This window comes from Paenisporosarcina quisquiliarum (assembly GCF_027563315.1).
Lineage (GTDB): Bacteria > Bacillota > Bacilli > Bacillales_A > Planococcaceae > Paenisporosarcina > Paenisporosarcina quisquiliarum.
The window spans coordinates 32,750-48,362 of record NZ_JAMKBJ010000013.1 but is presented as its reverse complement, the minus strand read 5'-3'; the positions used below and the strand labels follow the sequence as shown (position 1 = coordinate 48,362).

The following is a 15,613-nucleotide window of genomic DNA, read 5'->3' as shown; positions in this document are numbered from 1 at the left end:
AACGGCTTAAAGTCAGACTGAGCCGTCATTCACTCAATAAATCCATTTTCTTCACACAAAAAAACAGCAACTCCAATAGATGGGAGTTGCTGCTTTCAAAACTTAATTAAGGTCTAAATGGATCGTCTTTAGGTTTCGTGCTATTCCAACTGTCGTGTGCATCTTTGTTAAATGAAGACCCTTCATTTGGTGGAACTTCATCATATGGATGAACTTCGTCTGGTGAAGGTGTGTTGAAGCCCTCATCAACTGGTCTCACAGAGTTAGCTGGATTCACTTCGTCTACATGTGCATTGAATCCACGTAAACTTTGTTCTTTTGCTTGTTCAGGCTTAAAAGATTCTTTTAAAGATTCTTTAATCGATTCTTTTTCAGCTTTATAGTTTTCTTTTGACACTTCAGCATTTTGCAAACTCTTTTCCATCTTGCTTAAATAACGAGAAGCATGTTCGCGTCCGCCTAAACCGAATGCTAGACCGAATGCTAATGCTACGCCACCTAAGATAAGGATGAACGCAGAGTTAATAATTGAAGCTGCAATGCCTAGTTGATCTAATGCCATAAAGAATGCGAATGCAAGAATTGCATATTTCGCAACATAACGTAATACATGTGGTGTACCTGAAGAATGGCTCATCACACTGCCCACTAATTGTTCTGCCATATTTGCTAACCAGAAACCAACTGCAAGAATGATGATAGCAGCAATAACTGATGGCAAGTAAGCAAAAATACCTGTTGCTAGTGTAACCATAAATTCAAGTTCAAGTAATTGTAGCGCTTCTACAACAAACAATAAGATGATGATAACTTGTACGACTGTACCTAATAGTGAAGCGAAAGATGGAGCTGATCCAGCACCTGATTTGAAGCCCATTTTACCGAAAATTGAGTTGACACCCATTTTTTCAAGCAATGACACAACAATATCTTTCACCCATCTAGCTGCAACAATCCCTACTAAGATAAGGATGATCGCAATTGCAATTTTTGGCAACATAGCTAAAATGTCATTCAACATACCTACTGCTGGACCAGAAATTCCATCTAAATCTAAAATTTCAAGTGCAGTAATCGATACTGGAATCATGATTAAAATAAACGCGATAATTCCTACAACTTTTGAAAGGCTAGTCCCTTCAAAGAAAGAAGAAATATTTAAACGTTCTGCCAAGCGGTCTGCTCCTGCAGATTGTAAAAACTTCTCAAGTAGGTTACGAACCAGTTTCGCAACAAACCAACCGATGAAGAATACTAATGCTGCAGATACTAGTTTAGGAATGAAGTTAAAGAAGCTTGCAAGCATTCCTTCAAACGGTCCACTTAGTCCATCAATTCCAAGAGCGTTTAATACGGCTGGAATGAATAATAAGAAAATAAGATAATACGCAACGTTAGCTGCTGTATCTGTCCATTTTGCTTGATCGGCAGGATTTGCATCCATACCTGTTTTCGACACATATTTGTTCAAGTTCAGCTTGTTGCCAGCCATTTGGATGACTTTTTTAACAACCGTAGCTAACACCCAAGCAAATAGTAAGATTAAACCTGCTTTCAAAATGTTAAGGAAAGCACCCGTTAAGCCTGAATACATGGAAACAAAAGGCATTGCCATAGAATTCAAGTTTAAGATATTAAAGAATAGTACAAATGCAAGAATCAACACGACGAAGAAGACTACTTTACTGATAATCTTTTCGACTGTCCACTTTTCATTTTTGTTTCCTAGTCGTTCATTAACACGTGCTTTACGTAACATTTTGTACGTAAGGTTTTCCAGGAACTTTGCCACAAAAAATCCGATTAATAATACCAACAAAGCTAGCAAAAGTTCTGGTAAAAAAGAGAGAGTGTCTCTCCAATAGTACTGATCCATCATAGCGTATCCTCCTTAGACAATTCATAATTATTTGTATTTCATAACAATCTTCATTTACCCTTTGCATTTCTTTTTAAACGCTTCGCTCGTATCTTTCTCCCCATATATGATTAAAACATCTTCCTTCTTCAACACTTCATCTGAGGAGGGATTGCTAATGAGTTCCTCTCCACGACGGATTGCCAGAACAGTTACACCCATCTCATTACGTATCGCGGATTCTTTTAAAGATTTCCCGATGTATGTACAGGCTTCCTCAAGCGACACTTCTTCGAGGGACTGCTTTTTTTCTTTTGTATGAATTAGAAGATTCACTAAATCTGTACCTTCTGGACGTAGTACGGAACTTACTAATTCCCGGCCACCAATTGTAGAGGGATTGATTACTCGACTGGCACCCGCACGCAACAATACTTCTTCAGAGCCTGCGTTTTCCGCTCTTGCCACCACTTCAATCTTTTCATTTAAGGCTTTCGCTTTGATGGTGATAAACACATTATCTGAGTCACTCGGTAACGTCGCAATCAAGCCTCGAGCTTTTGCCACATTCGCTTCTTTCAAGATATTTTCCTGCAATGGACTGCCAACGATACGAAGCGTTCCTTCCGCTAAGTGCTCCACCATTTCTTCTTCGGAGTCATGGATGTAAATGACAGGGACATCTTCTTCTTTTAATTGCTCATAAACCTGTCTTCCCACTCGCCCTAATCCACATACGACAATATGATCTTCCAAATGTTTAATTGCATGTTCCATACGTTTATTCCACACCTTTACGGATAGTTGATGTTCAATGAAATAAGAAGCCACTGCTCCCATTGCGTACGTGACAAATGCCACACCTAATGGAATAAGTAATAATGCGAATTTTTGCCCCGCTTCCGTTTCGGGAACTATGTCACCATAGCCCACCGTCATCAGCGATATAATTGTTAAATAAAAGGCATCAAAGAATTTGAGATTTTCCAATGCCATGAAACCAGCTGTGGCAACTGCGACCAAGACAATTAAACCGATAATGGCAAAGAGTATATGACGGAAACGAATGCGAAGATCCATCCATTTTGATGTGTTCATTGATTCACCTGCTTCATTTGATTGATTCATTACTATATCTACCCCTTCGCAAACCTTTTAACACGAATTTCGTCTATTTAGTGAGGTGGAAAAAACATGAAAAAATGGACTGTACTATTTCCCTTGTTCTCGATTTTGTTTCTACTGTGGATTGAACAAGGTATTGAAGTTTCTTATGTATGGAAAACACTTGCTAAAGTATTAGTTTTTGTTGTGTTTCCTGTACTTTTATTGAGAAGTTTCACATTTGATTTTCTGCAAATACGAAAAACACAAAAAAAGAGTATTTATATAGCACTAGGGCTAGGCTTATTAGTCGCAGGTACAATTTTAAGTACTTATATGTTGTTGAATGACTTGATTGACTTGGTCGCTTTACAAGAAGATTTGGAAAAGCGTGTTGGCGTTACAGCTTCAGTATTCCCATTTGTTGCAGTTTACATATTGTTGGGTAATTCTTTTTTGGAGGAATTTTTCTTTCGTGGCTTATTAGTGGATTTATTAAAAGAATCGAGATTGAAATGGTTTCTGCCAAGCCTCTTTTTTGCCATTTACCACATCGCGATTTTCTTGCCATGGTTCGAGTGGCCAATTTTACTGTTAGCAGTCGCGGGTCTCTTTATTGGCGGTCTTGTATTTCAATGGATTAATGAGAAGAGTGGAACCATTTATCCTTCCTGGATCATTCATATATTTGCGGATATAGGGGTTTTACTAATTGGTGTTTATATGTTTTATATCAAGTAGGTTTTGTAGACTATTTCTGAACACAGGTATTCGAAAATTCTCTACATCCCTAAACAATAAAAACGTCTAAGCATGGGCTTAGACGTTTTCTTTGGTTTGACTGACAACCTGGTTAAGTTCCGCAGTCAATTTAGTATATGCAACTTGAAGAATTTGATTACGGATTTGACCTGTATGTTTCGCAAAAGGTGAGGGGAAAAATCCCTTTCATATTATCAATCCGTTTTTATCGATACAGTGACTTTGAATAAGTCACCATCTACGTTTATGCGTAGTGAGCCACCGTGTAAGTCGACAATGGACTGCGCAATTGCCAATCCAAGACCAGAGCCTTCCGTATGACGGGATGTATCGGCTCGTTTGAAGCGTTCAAATAATTCGTCCACGTTTTCACCAAGTTCGTATTTTGTGACATTTTTCACGATAAATTGTGCATACCCACCCGCTTCTTTCAATGTCACATAGACGCGTGTGCCGGGCAATGTATATTTGATCGCATTTACAATTAAGTTATCCAGCATTCTCCACCATTTCTGTCCATCCACCACAGCATATAGTGGCTTTTCTGAAGAGTCTATGCGGAAATCAAGACCAGATGCTTTAATATCTTCTTCGTGTTCTGCAAGTGCTTGTTGCATCAGCTGTGTTAAATCCACCCGTTGCTTGTGCAGTTCCATATTGCCACTCGCCATTTTGGATACTTCGAACAAATCTTCAATTAATGTTTTCAATCTCTGAGATTTACGATCTAAGATTGCCACGTATGACAGACGTTCTTCATCTGTTAAATCAACCTTTTTCAGTAAATCTGTATAGGTAATAATCGATGTCAGAGGTGTTCGTAAATCATGACTGACGTTAGTGATTAATTCAGTTTTTAGCCTTTCACTTTTTGCCTGTTCTGATTGCGACATCCTTACGCCTTCACGAAGCATGTTCAAGTTTTTGGCATGTTCTGCTAACACCGATTTTCCGCTGATATGAACATCACTAATCAAACGCCCCTGTGCTAATTGTTCCGTAGCAATCGCGACTTGATTGTACTCTCCTACTCGTTTGAACAGAAGGTACAGAACTGGCAGTAACACTACCACAAAGAGTGGTGCATATGCAACAATCAGAACTGGCGCTATAATTACGCCTCCCAACCCTAATCCCGCTAAAAATATGACCATTATTAAGATTAACAGTTGAATGCCTGAAGAACGTTTTAAAAATGTATCTTGCATCCTGCTCATGATTCTTTCAATCCAACTATTCTTCCATAAAAGATGAATGCCATCATTTCGAATATCTCTTATTAACCAAATGACTTGAACGATGATTAATGTTAAAAACACCACTGCCAAAATAAACAGCCCAATTGTATTTACAATATTTTCGCCCAAGTTAAAATGGTATGTCATCCCGTTAATATGGCTTCTAAAAGAATAATACGTGTTTAGATAGCAGATGAAGACTACAATAATCCCAATCAGTCGCACTTCTAGCTTCATTTCTTTTAGTTTTTGAGGAATGGGTAGATTTAGCACTTGCTCTTTTCTGGTTCTGAATAGCCAGTAAGCTCCTGCTACCGACAGCAATCCCAATAGACACGTTAGTACGTAGAACCATTTACTTTGTTCGAACGCATGAATTTGACGTAATTCATGATTGCTTACCATGTTTTTAGGTATCGTAATCGTTCCAGTAAATTGCGAGGTTGTGTCCCCGACCATGTCATGCAATGTAGGTAATGGGAAGTACTGCATCTTCTCGCTATACATATACTCTTCTTCAAAATGCGGGTCCAATGACGAAATGGTCAAGTAACCTTCACGATCGTCGTACACTTTCTTGTAGGCGTTGTCATCCGTAATATCCCCAAACTCAAAAGTTTCTCCTGTTTCAACATTAGTCAAAACATACGCCAATGATTTTTGTTGTGCTTTCACAGATGACTCAGTTTTCTTGAGATACGCATCATAGCTTTGCAGTACTTCTTTTTTGTCATTCAATATTTTCTCACTGACAGCTTCGTCATCGGAAAAACTTTCGCGAATATCTTTAATTTTGGTGTCGCGAGCTGTTTCTAGTTCAGCCTTAAGCGCAGTATCGTTATCGCGCACTGCATTTTCAATTAAATCCCGGTATTGGTCTTGGATAGACATGATTTGATCAAGTTCAGACCCTTGTGAATTGCGATATTGTTCGATTTCGTATGGTTCCACTTGAAGATTTTCAATCGCCTCTTCCACATCTAATCGACTCAGTAATACTGGACCTATTTCTTGTAGTCTGTTCTCAATGGACCATTGAAAATCTTCTGATTCATAATACGATATCCCTATATTTCCCGTTCCAACTGACAAGAAAATCGCAACGGCTAGAGTTGCACTACTAATCAAAGCAATAAAAAGCCATGAAAATCTATTCATCGATTAAGCCCCTCCTTTTATCATGCGAGTCAATTGCACAAGCATTCGGCTCGTTGAAAAGTAATCATTTATCAACTCTGCGATAAAAGAATAGCAATACATCAGACTGAGCATGGCAAGTGCAAGTGCGACAATGGAGAACCAATGAGTAGCTTTACTTTTCGATTTTGTAGCCAATGCCCCACACCACCTTTACATATCTCGGATTTTTCGGATCCGTTTCAATTTTTTCCCGAATTTTACGTATGTGTACAGCGACGATATTTTCGGCATTGTACGCAGGCTCGTTCCATACACGTTCATAAATTTCCCCAATGGAAAACACTCGACCAGCATTGGTCATCAGCAATTCAGTAATTTTGTATTCAATCGGCGTCAGTTTCACCCATTCGCCATCAAGCGTCACTACTTTTGCTTCCATATCCAGAACAAGTCCACCGATTGCGACTGTGGCATTCTGTTCTTTGAACGTACCGAGATGGACATACCGACGCAACTGCGACTTCACTCGAGCCATCAGTTCCATCGGATGAAACGGCTTCGTTACATAGTCATCAGCTCCCACGGATAAACCGTGAATTTTATCCGAGTCTTCCGCTTTTGCACTTAACATAATGATTGGGATATTACGTTCCGAGCGAATTTTGAACGTTGCTTGTATGCCGTCCATATTTGGCATCATAATATCGAGTATGATTAAATGAACTTCATTCATTTCAAGTAGTGTCAATGCTTCGAGTCCATCTGCTGCTTTCAGTACGCGGTACCCTTCATTTTTCAGGTAGATCTCAATCCCATCACGAATGTCCTGGTCGTCATCCGTTACAAGAACCGTAAATTGTGTCATCCGTTGCACCTCATTTCTACTTCTTATGATACCAATTATATCTGCCAATTCTTAACAAACTCTTAGGATAAAAATGAAGAATTTCTTAAGAAAATGTTTTATTCATCCATAACCCGGCCGAGCCTTGGTATCACAAGCCCGAAGATTCAATCGATAAATCAGCAAAGAAACTGCACTCTCGCCGTCAGAAGTGAATTTTAATGTAATTCCTACGTGGATGCCGATTTTTCCTACGTGGACAGCGATAATTCCTACGTCACCTACGTTTTTTCCTACGTGATGGTCAATTATTACAACTGAGCAATCGCTCAGCACATAAAATGATATTATTTAGATTTATAATCATGGTGTATTAATCGGCATCACCTAAGTTTCACTCCGTTTTCAACACAAAAAAAGCATCTCTAGTTAAAGAGACGCTTTCCAATTACTCAATATGCTTTACTCTTCTTCTCCCACTAAACGTGAGGACGATAATCCCACCGAGCAATAGTAAAACGCCAACCCAGGAAACAGGACTTAATACTTCTCCTACGATAAAGACGCTCAACACTGCAGCCGTTAATGGTTCTCCTAAAGATAACGTTACAGCTGAAGAGGAAGGGACTTTTTGAAGCCCAAATAAATATAGGATGTAGGCTACACTCGTCGTCATAAACCCTAAATACAAAATCGTCCATATATTAGACGGTTCCGTCACCCATGAGCTGTCGAAGATAAACAAGAATGGCATCAACATTAATGCGCTCATTGAAAATGTCATGGCAACTGCCGGGATGGCTTCTACTTTAGAAAGCAAAGCTTTACTGACAATGGTATAAATAGCAAAAACAAATCCGGCAATTAACGACAATGTAACTCCTAATGGATTGACTGTAAGTGAGTCTTTATTGAGAAATAACAGGCCGCATCCAATGACCGAAAGAGTTGTCGCCAATACCCATGCACGAGATGGCTTCATTTTAAGAAACAGCCATTCTATCAAACCCGAAAATATCGGCGCACTGCCAATGGCAACAACTGTGCCAATCGCAATACCTGTTACACGCACGGAAGTGAAAAATAACGGTTGGAATAAAGCCATACACAATGCACAAATTAACGTGATCAGCCATGGCCATGTTTTGAAATTAATTTTTTTCATCGCAATCATGATTATTAATAAGGAAAATCCACCAATCGCTAACCGTGACGCACCGATTGTCAAAGGTTGCGCATTTTGTGGCAAATAGGTTTGAGCTGTTCCAGTCGTGCCCCATAACACAGCAGCTAATAACACAAGGAAGTAAGGGATCACCGTTTTCATATCGTCACCTCTAGTAGTTGTTGACTGTACTTTACCATATTTTATACATATTGAGATACAACATTTCGTCATCTATACTGAAGAAAAAGGAGTGTTGCTCTGTGTATTTAACAATAGAAGAAACTGCTGAATTTTTGAGCATGCCTGAACAACAAGTGCGCCGATATGTTTTAGAAGGTCGAATTAAATCTGTACATGACGGAGAACAATATTTAATTAATCAAACTCAATTTGATCGCCACCTAGAACAAGTAGAAGACGTGAAACGCCAAATTGACGAATGGCGAAATACACCTATTCCAGAAGACATAGATGTCAAAGATGAAGACTGAACTGGTCCAACATTGATCTTATTTCAAGCCATTATGCAAAAAAGTTTAATTCCCTTAATTTTCAAGGTTTAAAACCCCTGAAAACAGGTATTAATATCTAGTCGGCTTTTAGTTGGAAATGACTAAAACCATTGATTTTTACGCACACTTTTAGAAGCTGGTCATTTGACATCGTCTAAGAACTTGCGTAAGGTGAAACATTGTGTCACAAAATCCACTAGAGACTTGAGGGGGAAACATGAAGAAAATTACAAATGTATTTTGGTTTGCACTCGCTTTGGTAGTGTTGGCCGTAGGGTATGGTGCACTCGCACCTACTAGTTTTGAAACAGTTATGGGGAAATGGCAATCATTTATTACGACCTCTTTTGGTTGGTATTATTTAAGTGTTGTATCAATTATGGTTTTATTCACGATTATTGTCATTATCAGCCCATTTGGCAAAATTCGTTTGGGTAAAGATACCGATCGACCAGAGTATTCAAGAATTTCTTGGTTCTCTATGTTATTTTCAGCCGGTATGGGTATCGGTCTTGTTTTTTGGGGTGCTGCTGAACCGCTTTCTCATTATGCAATTGATCCAGCAAGTGCAGAACCAAATACAAGAGAAGCCTTCCGTCAATCTATGCGCTACACGTTTTTCCATTGGGGATTACATGCATGGGCCATTTATGCGATTGTCGCTTTAGCACTCGCTTATTTCCAGTTCCGCAAAGGCGAACCTGGGTTAATTTCCGCAACATTGAAGCCGATTTTCGGAGACAAAATGAACGGTCCTTGGGGCGTTTTGGTAGATGTTTTCGCCGTTTTTGCAACAGTAGTAGGTGTTGCTACAACACTTGGCTTCGGTGCTGTTCAAATTAACGGTGGATTATCTTACATTTTTGGCATTCCGAATGAGTACTGGGTACAAGTTGTGATTATTGCTGTAGTGACTGTCCTGTTCCTTATGTCGGCTTGGTCTGGCTTAAGTAAAGGAATCAAGTATCTATCCAATGCCAACATGGTTTTGGCTGTTGCGCTTTTGGTTTTGGTCGTTATTTTAGGACCGACATTATTGATTTTCAATATGTTTACTGATTCATTAGGTGCATATTTACAAAATATCGTTCGCATGAGTTTCAGTTCTGCTCCACTTAATAAAGAAAATCGTGAATGGATTAATGGTTGGACCATTTTCTACTGGGCATGGTGGATTTCTTGGTCACCATTCGTTGGTATCTTCATTGCCCGCGTGTCAAAAGGACGTACCATTCGTGAATTCTTGATTGGTGTTCTCATGCTTCCATCTTTAGTGAGCTTCTTCTGGTTCGCTACATTTGGTTCAACGGCAATTAACGTTCAACAGAAGTTCGCTGATTTAACTGGCTTAAAAACGGAAGAGACGTTGTTCGCTGTATTCAATGAATTACCTCTTTCGATGCTTCTATCAATTATTGCGGTTATTTTGATCAGTACATTCTTCATTACTTCTGCTGATTCCGCTACATTCGTGTTAGGTATGCAAACCACGAACGGTTCATTGGATCCATCCAATATGGTAAAAGTCATTTGGGGACTTGCACAATCCGCCATCGCAGTTATCCTATTATCTGCAGACGGTCTAGATGCTTTACAAAGCATGCTTATTGTAGCAGCCTTCCCATTCTCCTTTATCATGTTGCTGATGATGATTTCCTTGTATAAATCTTTATCCGATGAAGCGAAAAAAATGAAAATCAATAAATCATAAAGAAAATCCAAGCATTCTGTTATTACAGAGTGCTTGGATTTTTTATTTATATCAGTATGCATTTCCTCGATTTCTTAATTCAATGGCTCTTTCAAGTGTAATTAACGTTGCTGGAGATACCATTACAAGAAACAACCCTATGAAGAAAGTAAGAATGGCTACTGTTACCCATGGTGCAGCTTCTGTGGCAAGCATATAAGCCCATAAAACACTGGCTTGGGGTTTCAAACAAATAATATTTTGAAACTTTTACCAACACTAAAACGTTTAAAGAGTGAGAGAAAAAAGGGGTTGGGGATATGAATCTTGCATTGTGGGTGCTCGGCGTCTTATTGTCAGGGTATTTAATTGGTTGTCTCCACGGTTCTTATGTGGCGCAACGGCTTTCTGGGGTGAATGTAAAGGAACAGGGAATAAAAAATGCAGGGGCATCGAATGCCACTATTGTATTGGGTAAGAAATACGGGGCACTCGTCGCGTTTATTGACATTGGTAAAGGCATACTTGCTATTGGTCTTTTGCGCCTTATATTAGGATCTACTGCTCTTTCCTTTGAGGTTCAATGGATTCTTTTATTTCTGATGGGGGCATCTGTGGTTATTGGTCACAATTATCCATTTTGGATGGACTTTGATGGCGGCAAAGGAACAGCGTCTGTTATTGGCGTGATGTTAGTACTGGATTGGAGAATTGGATTGGCAGGACTTCTCTTACTAATTGTCATTTCATTGGTGACAGACTACTTATTAATCGGTGTACTGTTTTTATATATTACATTTTTCATTTTGGCCGTATGGGTTACAAACAGTACTTTGCCACTTGTTATAACCAGCGCACTATTCTTACTCGCCTTATGGAAACATCGCGAGAATATACAACGTTTGAAAATCGGGACGGAACCACGAGTTTCTTCGGTTTTTAAAAAGAAAAAAGCGGTATCCACACAGTAATTTCGAGTGGGTACCGCTTTTCTTATTTTGTCTCTAGATGTAATGTCATCTTCTTCAGACGTTTTGAATACTTCATCATTTCAATTCTTTCTGGATTGTTGCGTTTGTTTTTAGTAGTGATATAGTTTTTATCGCCTGATTCTGTACAAGCTAAAGTGATGTTCACTCTCATAATAGTAAGTCCCCCTCCCGTAAATAGTAATGATTACTATTTATAATACCATATTTTATTTTTAATGGTCAATCACCCATGATCTATATTCCTAGATGATTCTGAAAATGATATATTAATACTAGATTCATTGAAATTAAGGGAGTGGACTGTCATGCAAGAAATATTAATTGAACGTCTTGTGCGCTACGCAAAAATCGATACACAATCTGATGCAAACAGTACAACTTGCCCATCAACGCCGGGACAGTGGGATTTATTGCATGAACTTGAAAAAGAGTTGGCTTCTATCGGAATGGAAGACATTTCACTCGATGACAATGGTTATTTATTTGCCACATTGCCTTCAAATACAGAACGTGAACTGCCGACAATCGGCTTCCTAGCCCATGTTGATACAGCTACTGACTACACTGGTAAAAATGTAAACCCACAGCGTATTGATTGCTATGAAGGAGGCGATATTCGTTTAAATGAAGAAACGGTCATGTCTCCTAACGATTTTCCAGAGCTTAATAATTACATCGGTCATACTTTAATTACAACCGATGGCACGACTTTACTGGGTGCCGATAACAAAGCAGGAATCGCTGAAATTATGACAGCTATGGAATTCCTCATTAAAAACCCTGACATTAAACATGGTAAACTTCGAGTTGCCTTTACTCCGGATGAAGAAATTGGTCGTGGTCCACATAAATTTGATGTGGAAAAATTTGATGCCAAGTATGCTTATACAATGGATGGCGGACCGCTTGGAGAACTTCAGTTTGAAAGTTTCAATGCAGCTGGAGCTAAAGTAATCACACGTGGGACGAGTGTTCATCCCGGTTCTGCTAAAAACAAAATGGTCAATGCTTTGACAATCGCAATGAAGTTTCAATCTTATATGCCTGCTGATGAAGTACCAGAGAAAACTGAAGGCTATGAAGGTTTCATCCATTTGATGAATTTCAACGGGCATGTAGAAGAAGCAAAATTGTCTTACATCATTCGTGACTTCGATCGAGAAAAATTCGAAGCGAAAAAATCATTATTTGAAGAAGCTGCTGCGAAAATTAAAGCTGAATATGGATCAAATGCTATTTCATTAGAATTAAATGATCAATATTACAACATGGGTGAAAAAATTGAACCTGTAAAAGAAATTGTCGACATTGCACATGAAGCGATGACGAATCTTTCTATTAATCCATTAGTCATTCCAATTCGTGGAGGCACAGACGGTTCCCAACTATCGTATATGGGCATGCCTACACCTAATATTTTTACGGGTGGAGAAAACTATCACGGAAAATATGAATACATTTCAGTCGATAACATGGAAAAAGCAACAAAAGTCATGATCGAAATGATTCAACTGTTTGAAAGACAAGCTCAATAAAACAAAACAAGCACGGACTGTCCTCCTGACAGACTGTGCTTGTTTTTTATGGAGTTTCCACTGGTATTGAATTTGGAAAAACACGAACTAATTTTATTTCCTTCTGCATATATTCTATAGGTTGCTGATAACACCTTCTCTAGGGCTCGATGTTTCTTGTCCCCACTAACTTCACAATTTTGTAAAGATTCCCTTGATAAACAATGAAAATCATTCTCATTGATTGGTGAATATGTGGTATGATGTTCTGAGTGAGAATACCTATCAGTTAGTTGGAGGTTACAATAATGCATACTGCTGTTAAAGCTGAGTCCCTGTCAATTGGATATACTGATCATTTACTATTCGAGAATTTAAATTTACATATACCCCGTGGGGAAATTTCTGTTTTTGTTGGCAGTAACGGATGCGGTAAGTCCACTCTTCTTCGTTCAATTGCCCGATTGTTAAAACCGACGACCGGTTCTGTTCTATTGGAAGGAAAAGATGTACACCGCATGTCTTCGAAAGAAGTAGCAAAAAAGATGGGCATACTGCCTCAATCTCCCGTATCACCAGAAGGATTGACGGTTTATGATTTGGTTAAGCAAGGCCGTTATCCCCACCAATCATGGTTAAAACGCTGGACGGAAGAAGATACGGAAAAAGTAGAAGCTGCAATGGAAGCAACGCGCATTAGCGATCTACGAGACCGAGCAGTTGATACATTGTCAGGTGGCCAACGTCAACGCGCATGGATTGCCATGACACTTGCTCAAGATACAGATGTCATCCTACTTGATGAACCAACCACTTATTTGGACATGACGCACCAAATTGAAATCTTGGATTTGCTTTTTGAATTAAATGAGAAAAAAGATCGCACCATCGTCATGGTATTGCATGATTTGAACTTAGCTTCCCGTTATGCACACAATATCATTGCCATTAAAAATGGTGAAGTACATGCTCAAGGAAAACCGGAAGATATCATTACATGCGATTTAGTACGGTCGGTATTTGGGATGGAATGCCAAGTCTCGAAAGATCCGATGTTCGGCACTCCGCATTGTATTCCTTATGGTCGAGGGCGCTGTGTAGTTCCAGAATTGCGTGTCTCTACGGGTGCATAAGGTATGAAGAATTCACTCAACCGACTTTCTGTTTTTGTCGATGATGAACGTCCACCCCTTTTGACACTTGATGAAGTTCAGACAGTACACGGACTCACAAGATTCCTTCAAACCGTTCGAGACTTAACGGATGCACCGACGGATACCGTGGCTGCGTCTGTTTTTTTTCGTCGAATCGGATTTTTACTAGCTGCTCAATTCCATATCATTGCTGTACACAAGAAACTGTTTGCCGGACCTTTAAGTCAAGTTGGCATTATTTACGAAGACTATACATTTAAGTTCACTGTACCGAGTGAAGGTTTTATCGAAGTGCAAGAAGAAGAGCAAGCCTTGCGATTCGTACTGGAAACCTATGGTCATCCCCTTGTAGAGTTCTTTAGCTTACACGCGAAGATTCCAAAGTTGATTTTATTGGAAAACATCTGGGGCTATGTCATATGGGCTTACAGTCAGTTAATCCAGGATGGTATTTTAAGTGCCTCCGAGAATTTGGAGTTTTTATTGCTCGACAGCACCTGGAAACCGCAAATGAGACGCTCTCCTTTTAAGCAATTTTTGCAAAACCAATCTGCACTGGAAGCGATGATAAACTATAAACGGGTCACATGTTGTTTATTAAAAGAAATGCCAAATACCCATAAATGTTCTTATTGCCCACACGCTGAATAAGCGTGTTTTTTTATTTTGTCAGAAAATTATGGGTCTACCCCCACAAGTTATGAATATATTTCGAAAAGTATATTAGCATCTTTGAGATGCAAATTTATTAAGAGGTGACGAAAATGAAAAATTGGAAAAAAGCAAGCGCTGCTATATTAGCCGCAGGACTTATTACGACTTCTGCAGGACAAGTTTGGGCCAACGAAACTGAGAAAGTAGATTCTCCTGATGTAGAAGCTGTTCAAGTAACTCCTGTTACAGCTGAAGATTTAGAAAATGCTTCACTAGTTCCAACTGGTTATACTGCCAACAATATTTTTGCCCTTTCTAAAAACATTGAGAAAATTAGTAATCCAACAGCAAAAGCTGCATTACAAAAGAACATTGACAAAGCATTAGCTAAATGGGCTGAGAAAAACGCTGAAACACCAGAAGCTCCTGAAGTAGAACTTCCTGAAACACCAGAAGCTGAGCTTCCTGAATCTCCAGAGACAGAAGTTCCTGAAGTTCCTGAAACTCTTGAAGTAGAAAATCCTGAGTCAGAAGTTGTAGTTCCTGAGACAGAAGATGAAACTCCAGAAGTTGAAACTCCTGAAACTGAAGTTGAAGATGAGAATGAACTAAACGAAAAAGCTGCAGCTGCTCTAGCTAAAGCTGAAGAGAAGAAGGCTGCTGCTCTTGCTAAAGCTGATGAGAAAAAAGCTAAAGCTCTAGCTAAGGCTGAAGCTGCTAAAGCTAAAGCTGATGAGAAAAAAGCTGCTGCTCTAGCTAAAGCTGATGAGAAAAAAGCTAAAGCTGAAGAGAAGAAAGCCGCTGCTCTTGCTAAGGCTGAAGAGAAGAAAGCTGCCGCTCTAGCTAAGGCTGAAGAGAAGAAAGCTAAAGCCGAAGAGAAGAAAGCTGCTAAAGCTAAAGATGGTAAAGAATAATACGCTGTAATTAAGTTGCATCATTGCAATCGAATATAGTAAAAGCCGGAAAGAATTGAATGAATTCTT

16 protein-coding genes are annotated in these 15,613 nt (G+C 39.2%); 8 read left to right on the top strand and 8 right to left on the bottom strand.

The features are described 5' to 3' along the window. Positions 1-106: 106 nt before the first annotated feature. Both M9R32_RS13370 and M9R32_RS13365 read right to left on the bottom strand, forming a co-directional pair. Positions 107-1,879, bottom strand: a complete 1,773-nt coding sequence (locus M9R32_RS13370) for a mechanosensitive ion channel (RefSeq protein WP_269927245.1) — start codon at positions 1,877-1,879, stop codon at positions 107-109. 54 nt (positions 1,880-1,933) lie between these two features. Further along, positions 1,934-2,986, bottom strand: a complete 1,053-nt coding sequence (locus M9R32_RS13365) for a potassium channel family protein (RefSeq protein ID WP_269927244.1) — start codon at positions 2,984-2,986, stop codon at positions 1,934-1,936. A 66-nt stretch (positions 2,987-3,052) separates the two neighbouring features. Between M9R32_RS13365 and M9R32_RS13360 the strand changes: the two genes are divergently transcribed. Next, the gene (locus tag M9R32_RS13360) at positions 3,053-3,703 is read left to right on the top strand and encodes a CPBP family intramembrane glutamic endopeptidase (RefSeq protein WP_269927243.1); all 651 of its coding nucleotides are present in this window, start codon (positions 3,053-3,055) and stop codon (positions 3,701-3,703) included. 215 nt (positions 3,704-3,918) lie between these two features. Here the strand turns inward: M9R32_RS13360 and M9R32_RS13355 are convergent, their stop codons facing one another. From M9R32_RS13355 to M9R32_RS13340, 4 genes are all read right to left on the bottom strand, one after another. Beyond that, the gene (locus M9R32_RS13355) at positions 3,919-6,120 is read right to left on the bottom strand and encodes a sensor histidine kinase (RefSeq protein WP_269927242.1); all 2,202 of its coding nucleotides are present in this window, start codon (positions 6,118-6,120) and stop codon (positions 3,919-3,921) included. Between the two features lie 3 nt (positions 6,121-6,123). Beyond that, on the bottom strand, positions 6,124-6,297 hold the full coding sequence (locus M9R32_RS13350) for a hypothetical protein (RefSeq protein WP_269927241.1): 174 nt from the start codon (positions 6,295-6,297) through the stop codon (positions 6,124-6,126). Further along, positions 6,275-6,967: a response regulator transcription factor gene (locus M9R32_RS13345; RefSeq protein ID WP_269927240.1), complete on the bottom strand. Its 693-nt coding sequence runs from the start codon at positions 6,965-6,967 to the stop codon at positions 6,275-6,277. Before M9R32_RS13345 ends, M9R32_RS13350 begins: the two co-directional genes overlap by 23 nt. A 427-nt stretch (positions 6,968-7,394) precedes the next feature. After that, on the bottom strand, positions 7,395-8,273 hold the full coding sequence (locus tag M9R32_RS13340; RefSeq protein WP_269927239.1) for a DMT family transporter: 879 nt from the start codon (positions 8,271-8,273) through the stop codon (positions 7,395-7,397). A 101-nt stretch (positions 8,274-8,374) separates the two neighbouring features. On the opposite strand from M9R32_RS13340, the gene M9R32_RS13335 reads away from it, so the two are divergent. Together M9R32_RS13335 and M9R32_RS13330 are read left to right on the top strand one after the other, a co-directional pair. Beyond that, the gene (locus M9R32_RS13335; protein WP_269927238.1) at positions 8,375-8,605 is read left to right on the top strand and encodes a helix-turn-helix domain-containing protein; all 231 of its coding nucleotides are present in this window, start codon (positions 8,375-8,377) and stop codon (positions 8,603-8,605) included. Positions 8,606-8,843: 238 nt separating this feature from the next. Continuing rightward, on the top strand, positions 8,844-10,337 hold the full coding sequence (locus M9R32_RS13330) for a glycine betaine uptake BCCT transporter (RefSeq protein WP_269927237.1): 1,494 nt from the start codon (positions 8,844-8,846) through the stop codon (positions 10,335-10,337). A 51-nt stretch (positions 10,338-10,388) separates the two neighbouring features. On the opposite strand, the gene M9R32_RS13325 is transcribed toward M9R32_RS13330, so the two are convergent. After that, complete coding sequence (locus tag M9R32_RS13325) at positions 10,389-10,532, bottom strand: hypothetical protein (protein ID WP_269927236.1); 144 nt, start codon at positions 10,530-10,532, stop codon at positions 10,389-10,391. 104 nt (positions 10,533-10,636) lie between these two features. Here M9R32_RS13325 and M9R32_RS13320 point away from each other — a divergent pair, with 104 nt between their 5' ends. Next, positions 10,637-11,287: a glycerol-3-phosphate acyltransferase gene (locus tag M9R32_RS13320; protein WP_269927235.1), complete on the top strand. Its 651-nt coding sequence runs from the start codon at positions 10,637-10,639 to the stop codon at positions 11,285-11,287. 22 nt (positions 11,288-11,309) lie between these two features. Here M9R32_RS13320 and rpmG read toward each other — a convergent pair whose 3' ends face one another. Beyond that, positions 11,310-11,459: a 50S ribosomal protein L33 gene (gene rpmG, locus M9R32_RS13315; protein ID WP_269927234.1), complete on the bottom strand. Its 150-nt coding sequence runs from the start codon at positions 11,457-11,459 to the stop codon at positions 11,310-11,312. Between the two features lie 154 nt (positions 11,460-11,613). Between rpmG and pepT the strand changes: the two genes are divergently transcribed. The 4 genes from pepT to M9R32_RS13295 all read left to right on the top strand — a co-directional run bounded on the left by pepT (position 11,614) and on the right by M9R32_RS13295 (position 15,544). Beyond that, positions 11,614-12,843 (top strand): peptidase T, encoded by a 1,230-nt coding sequence (pepT, locus tag M9R32_RS13310; RefSeq protein ID WP_269927233.1) that lies wholly within the window; start codon positions 11,614-11,616, stop codon positions 12,841-12,843. A gap of 287 nt (positions 12,844-13,130) precedes the next feature. After that, the gene (locus tag M9R32_RS13305) at positions 13,131-13,955 is read left to right on the top strand and encodes an ABC transporter ATP-binding protein (protein ID WP_269927232.1); all 825 of its coding nucleotides are present in this window, start codon (positions 13,131-13,133) and stop codon (positions 13,953-13,955) included. Positions 13,956-13,958: 3 nt separating this feature from the next. Continuing rightward, on the top strand, positions 13,959-14,627 hold the full coding sequence (locus M9R32_RS13300; protein WP_269927231.1) for a hypothetical protein: 669 nt from the start codon (positions 13,959-13,961) through the stop codon (positions 14,625-14,627). A gap of 113 nt (positions 14,628-14,740) precedes the next feature. Continuing rightward, positions 14,741-15,544 carry a hypothetical protein gene (locus tag M9R32_RS13295; RefSeq protein WP_269927230.1) on the top strand — a complete coding sequence of 268 codons (804 nt, stop codon included), beginning with the start codon at positions 14,741-14,743 and terminating at the stop codon, positions 15,542-15,544. Positions 15,545-15,613: the final 69 nt, after the last annotated feature.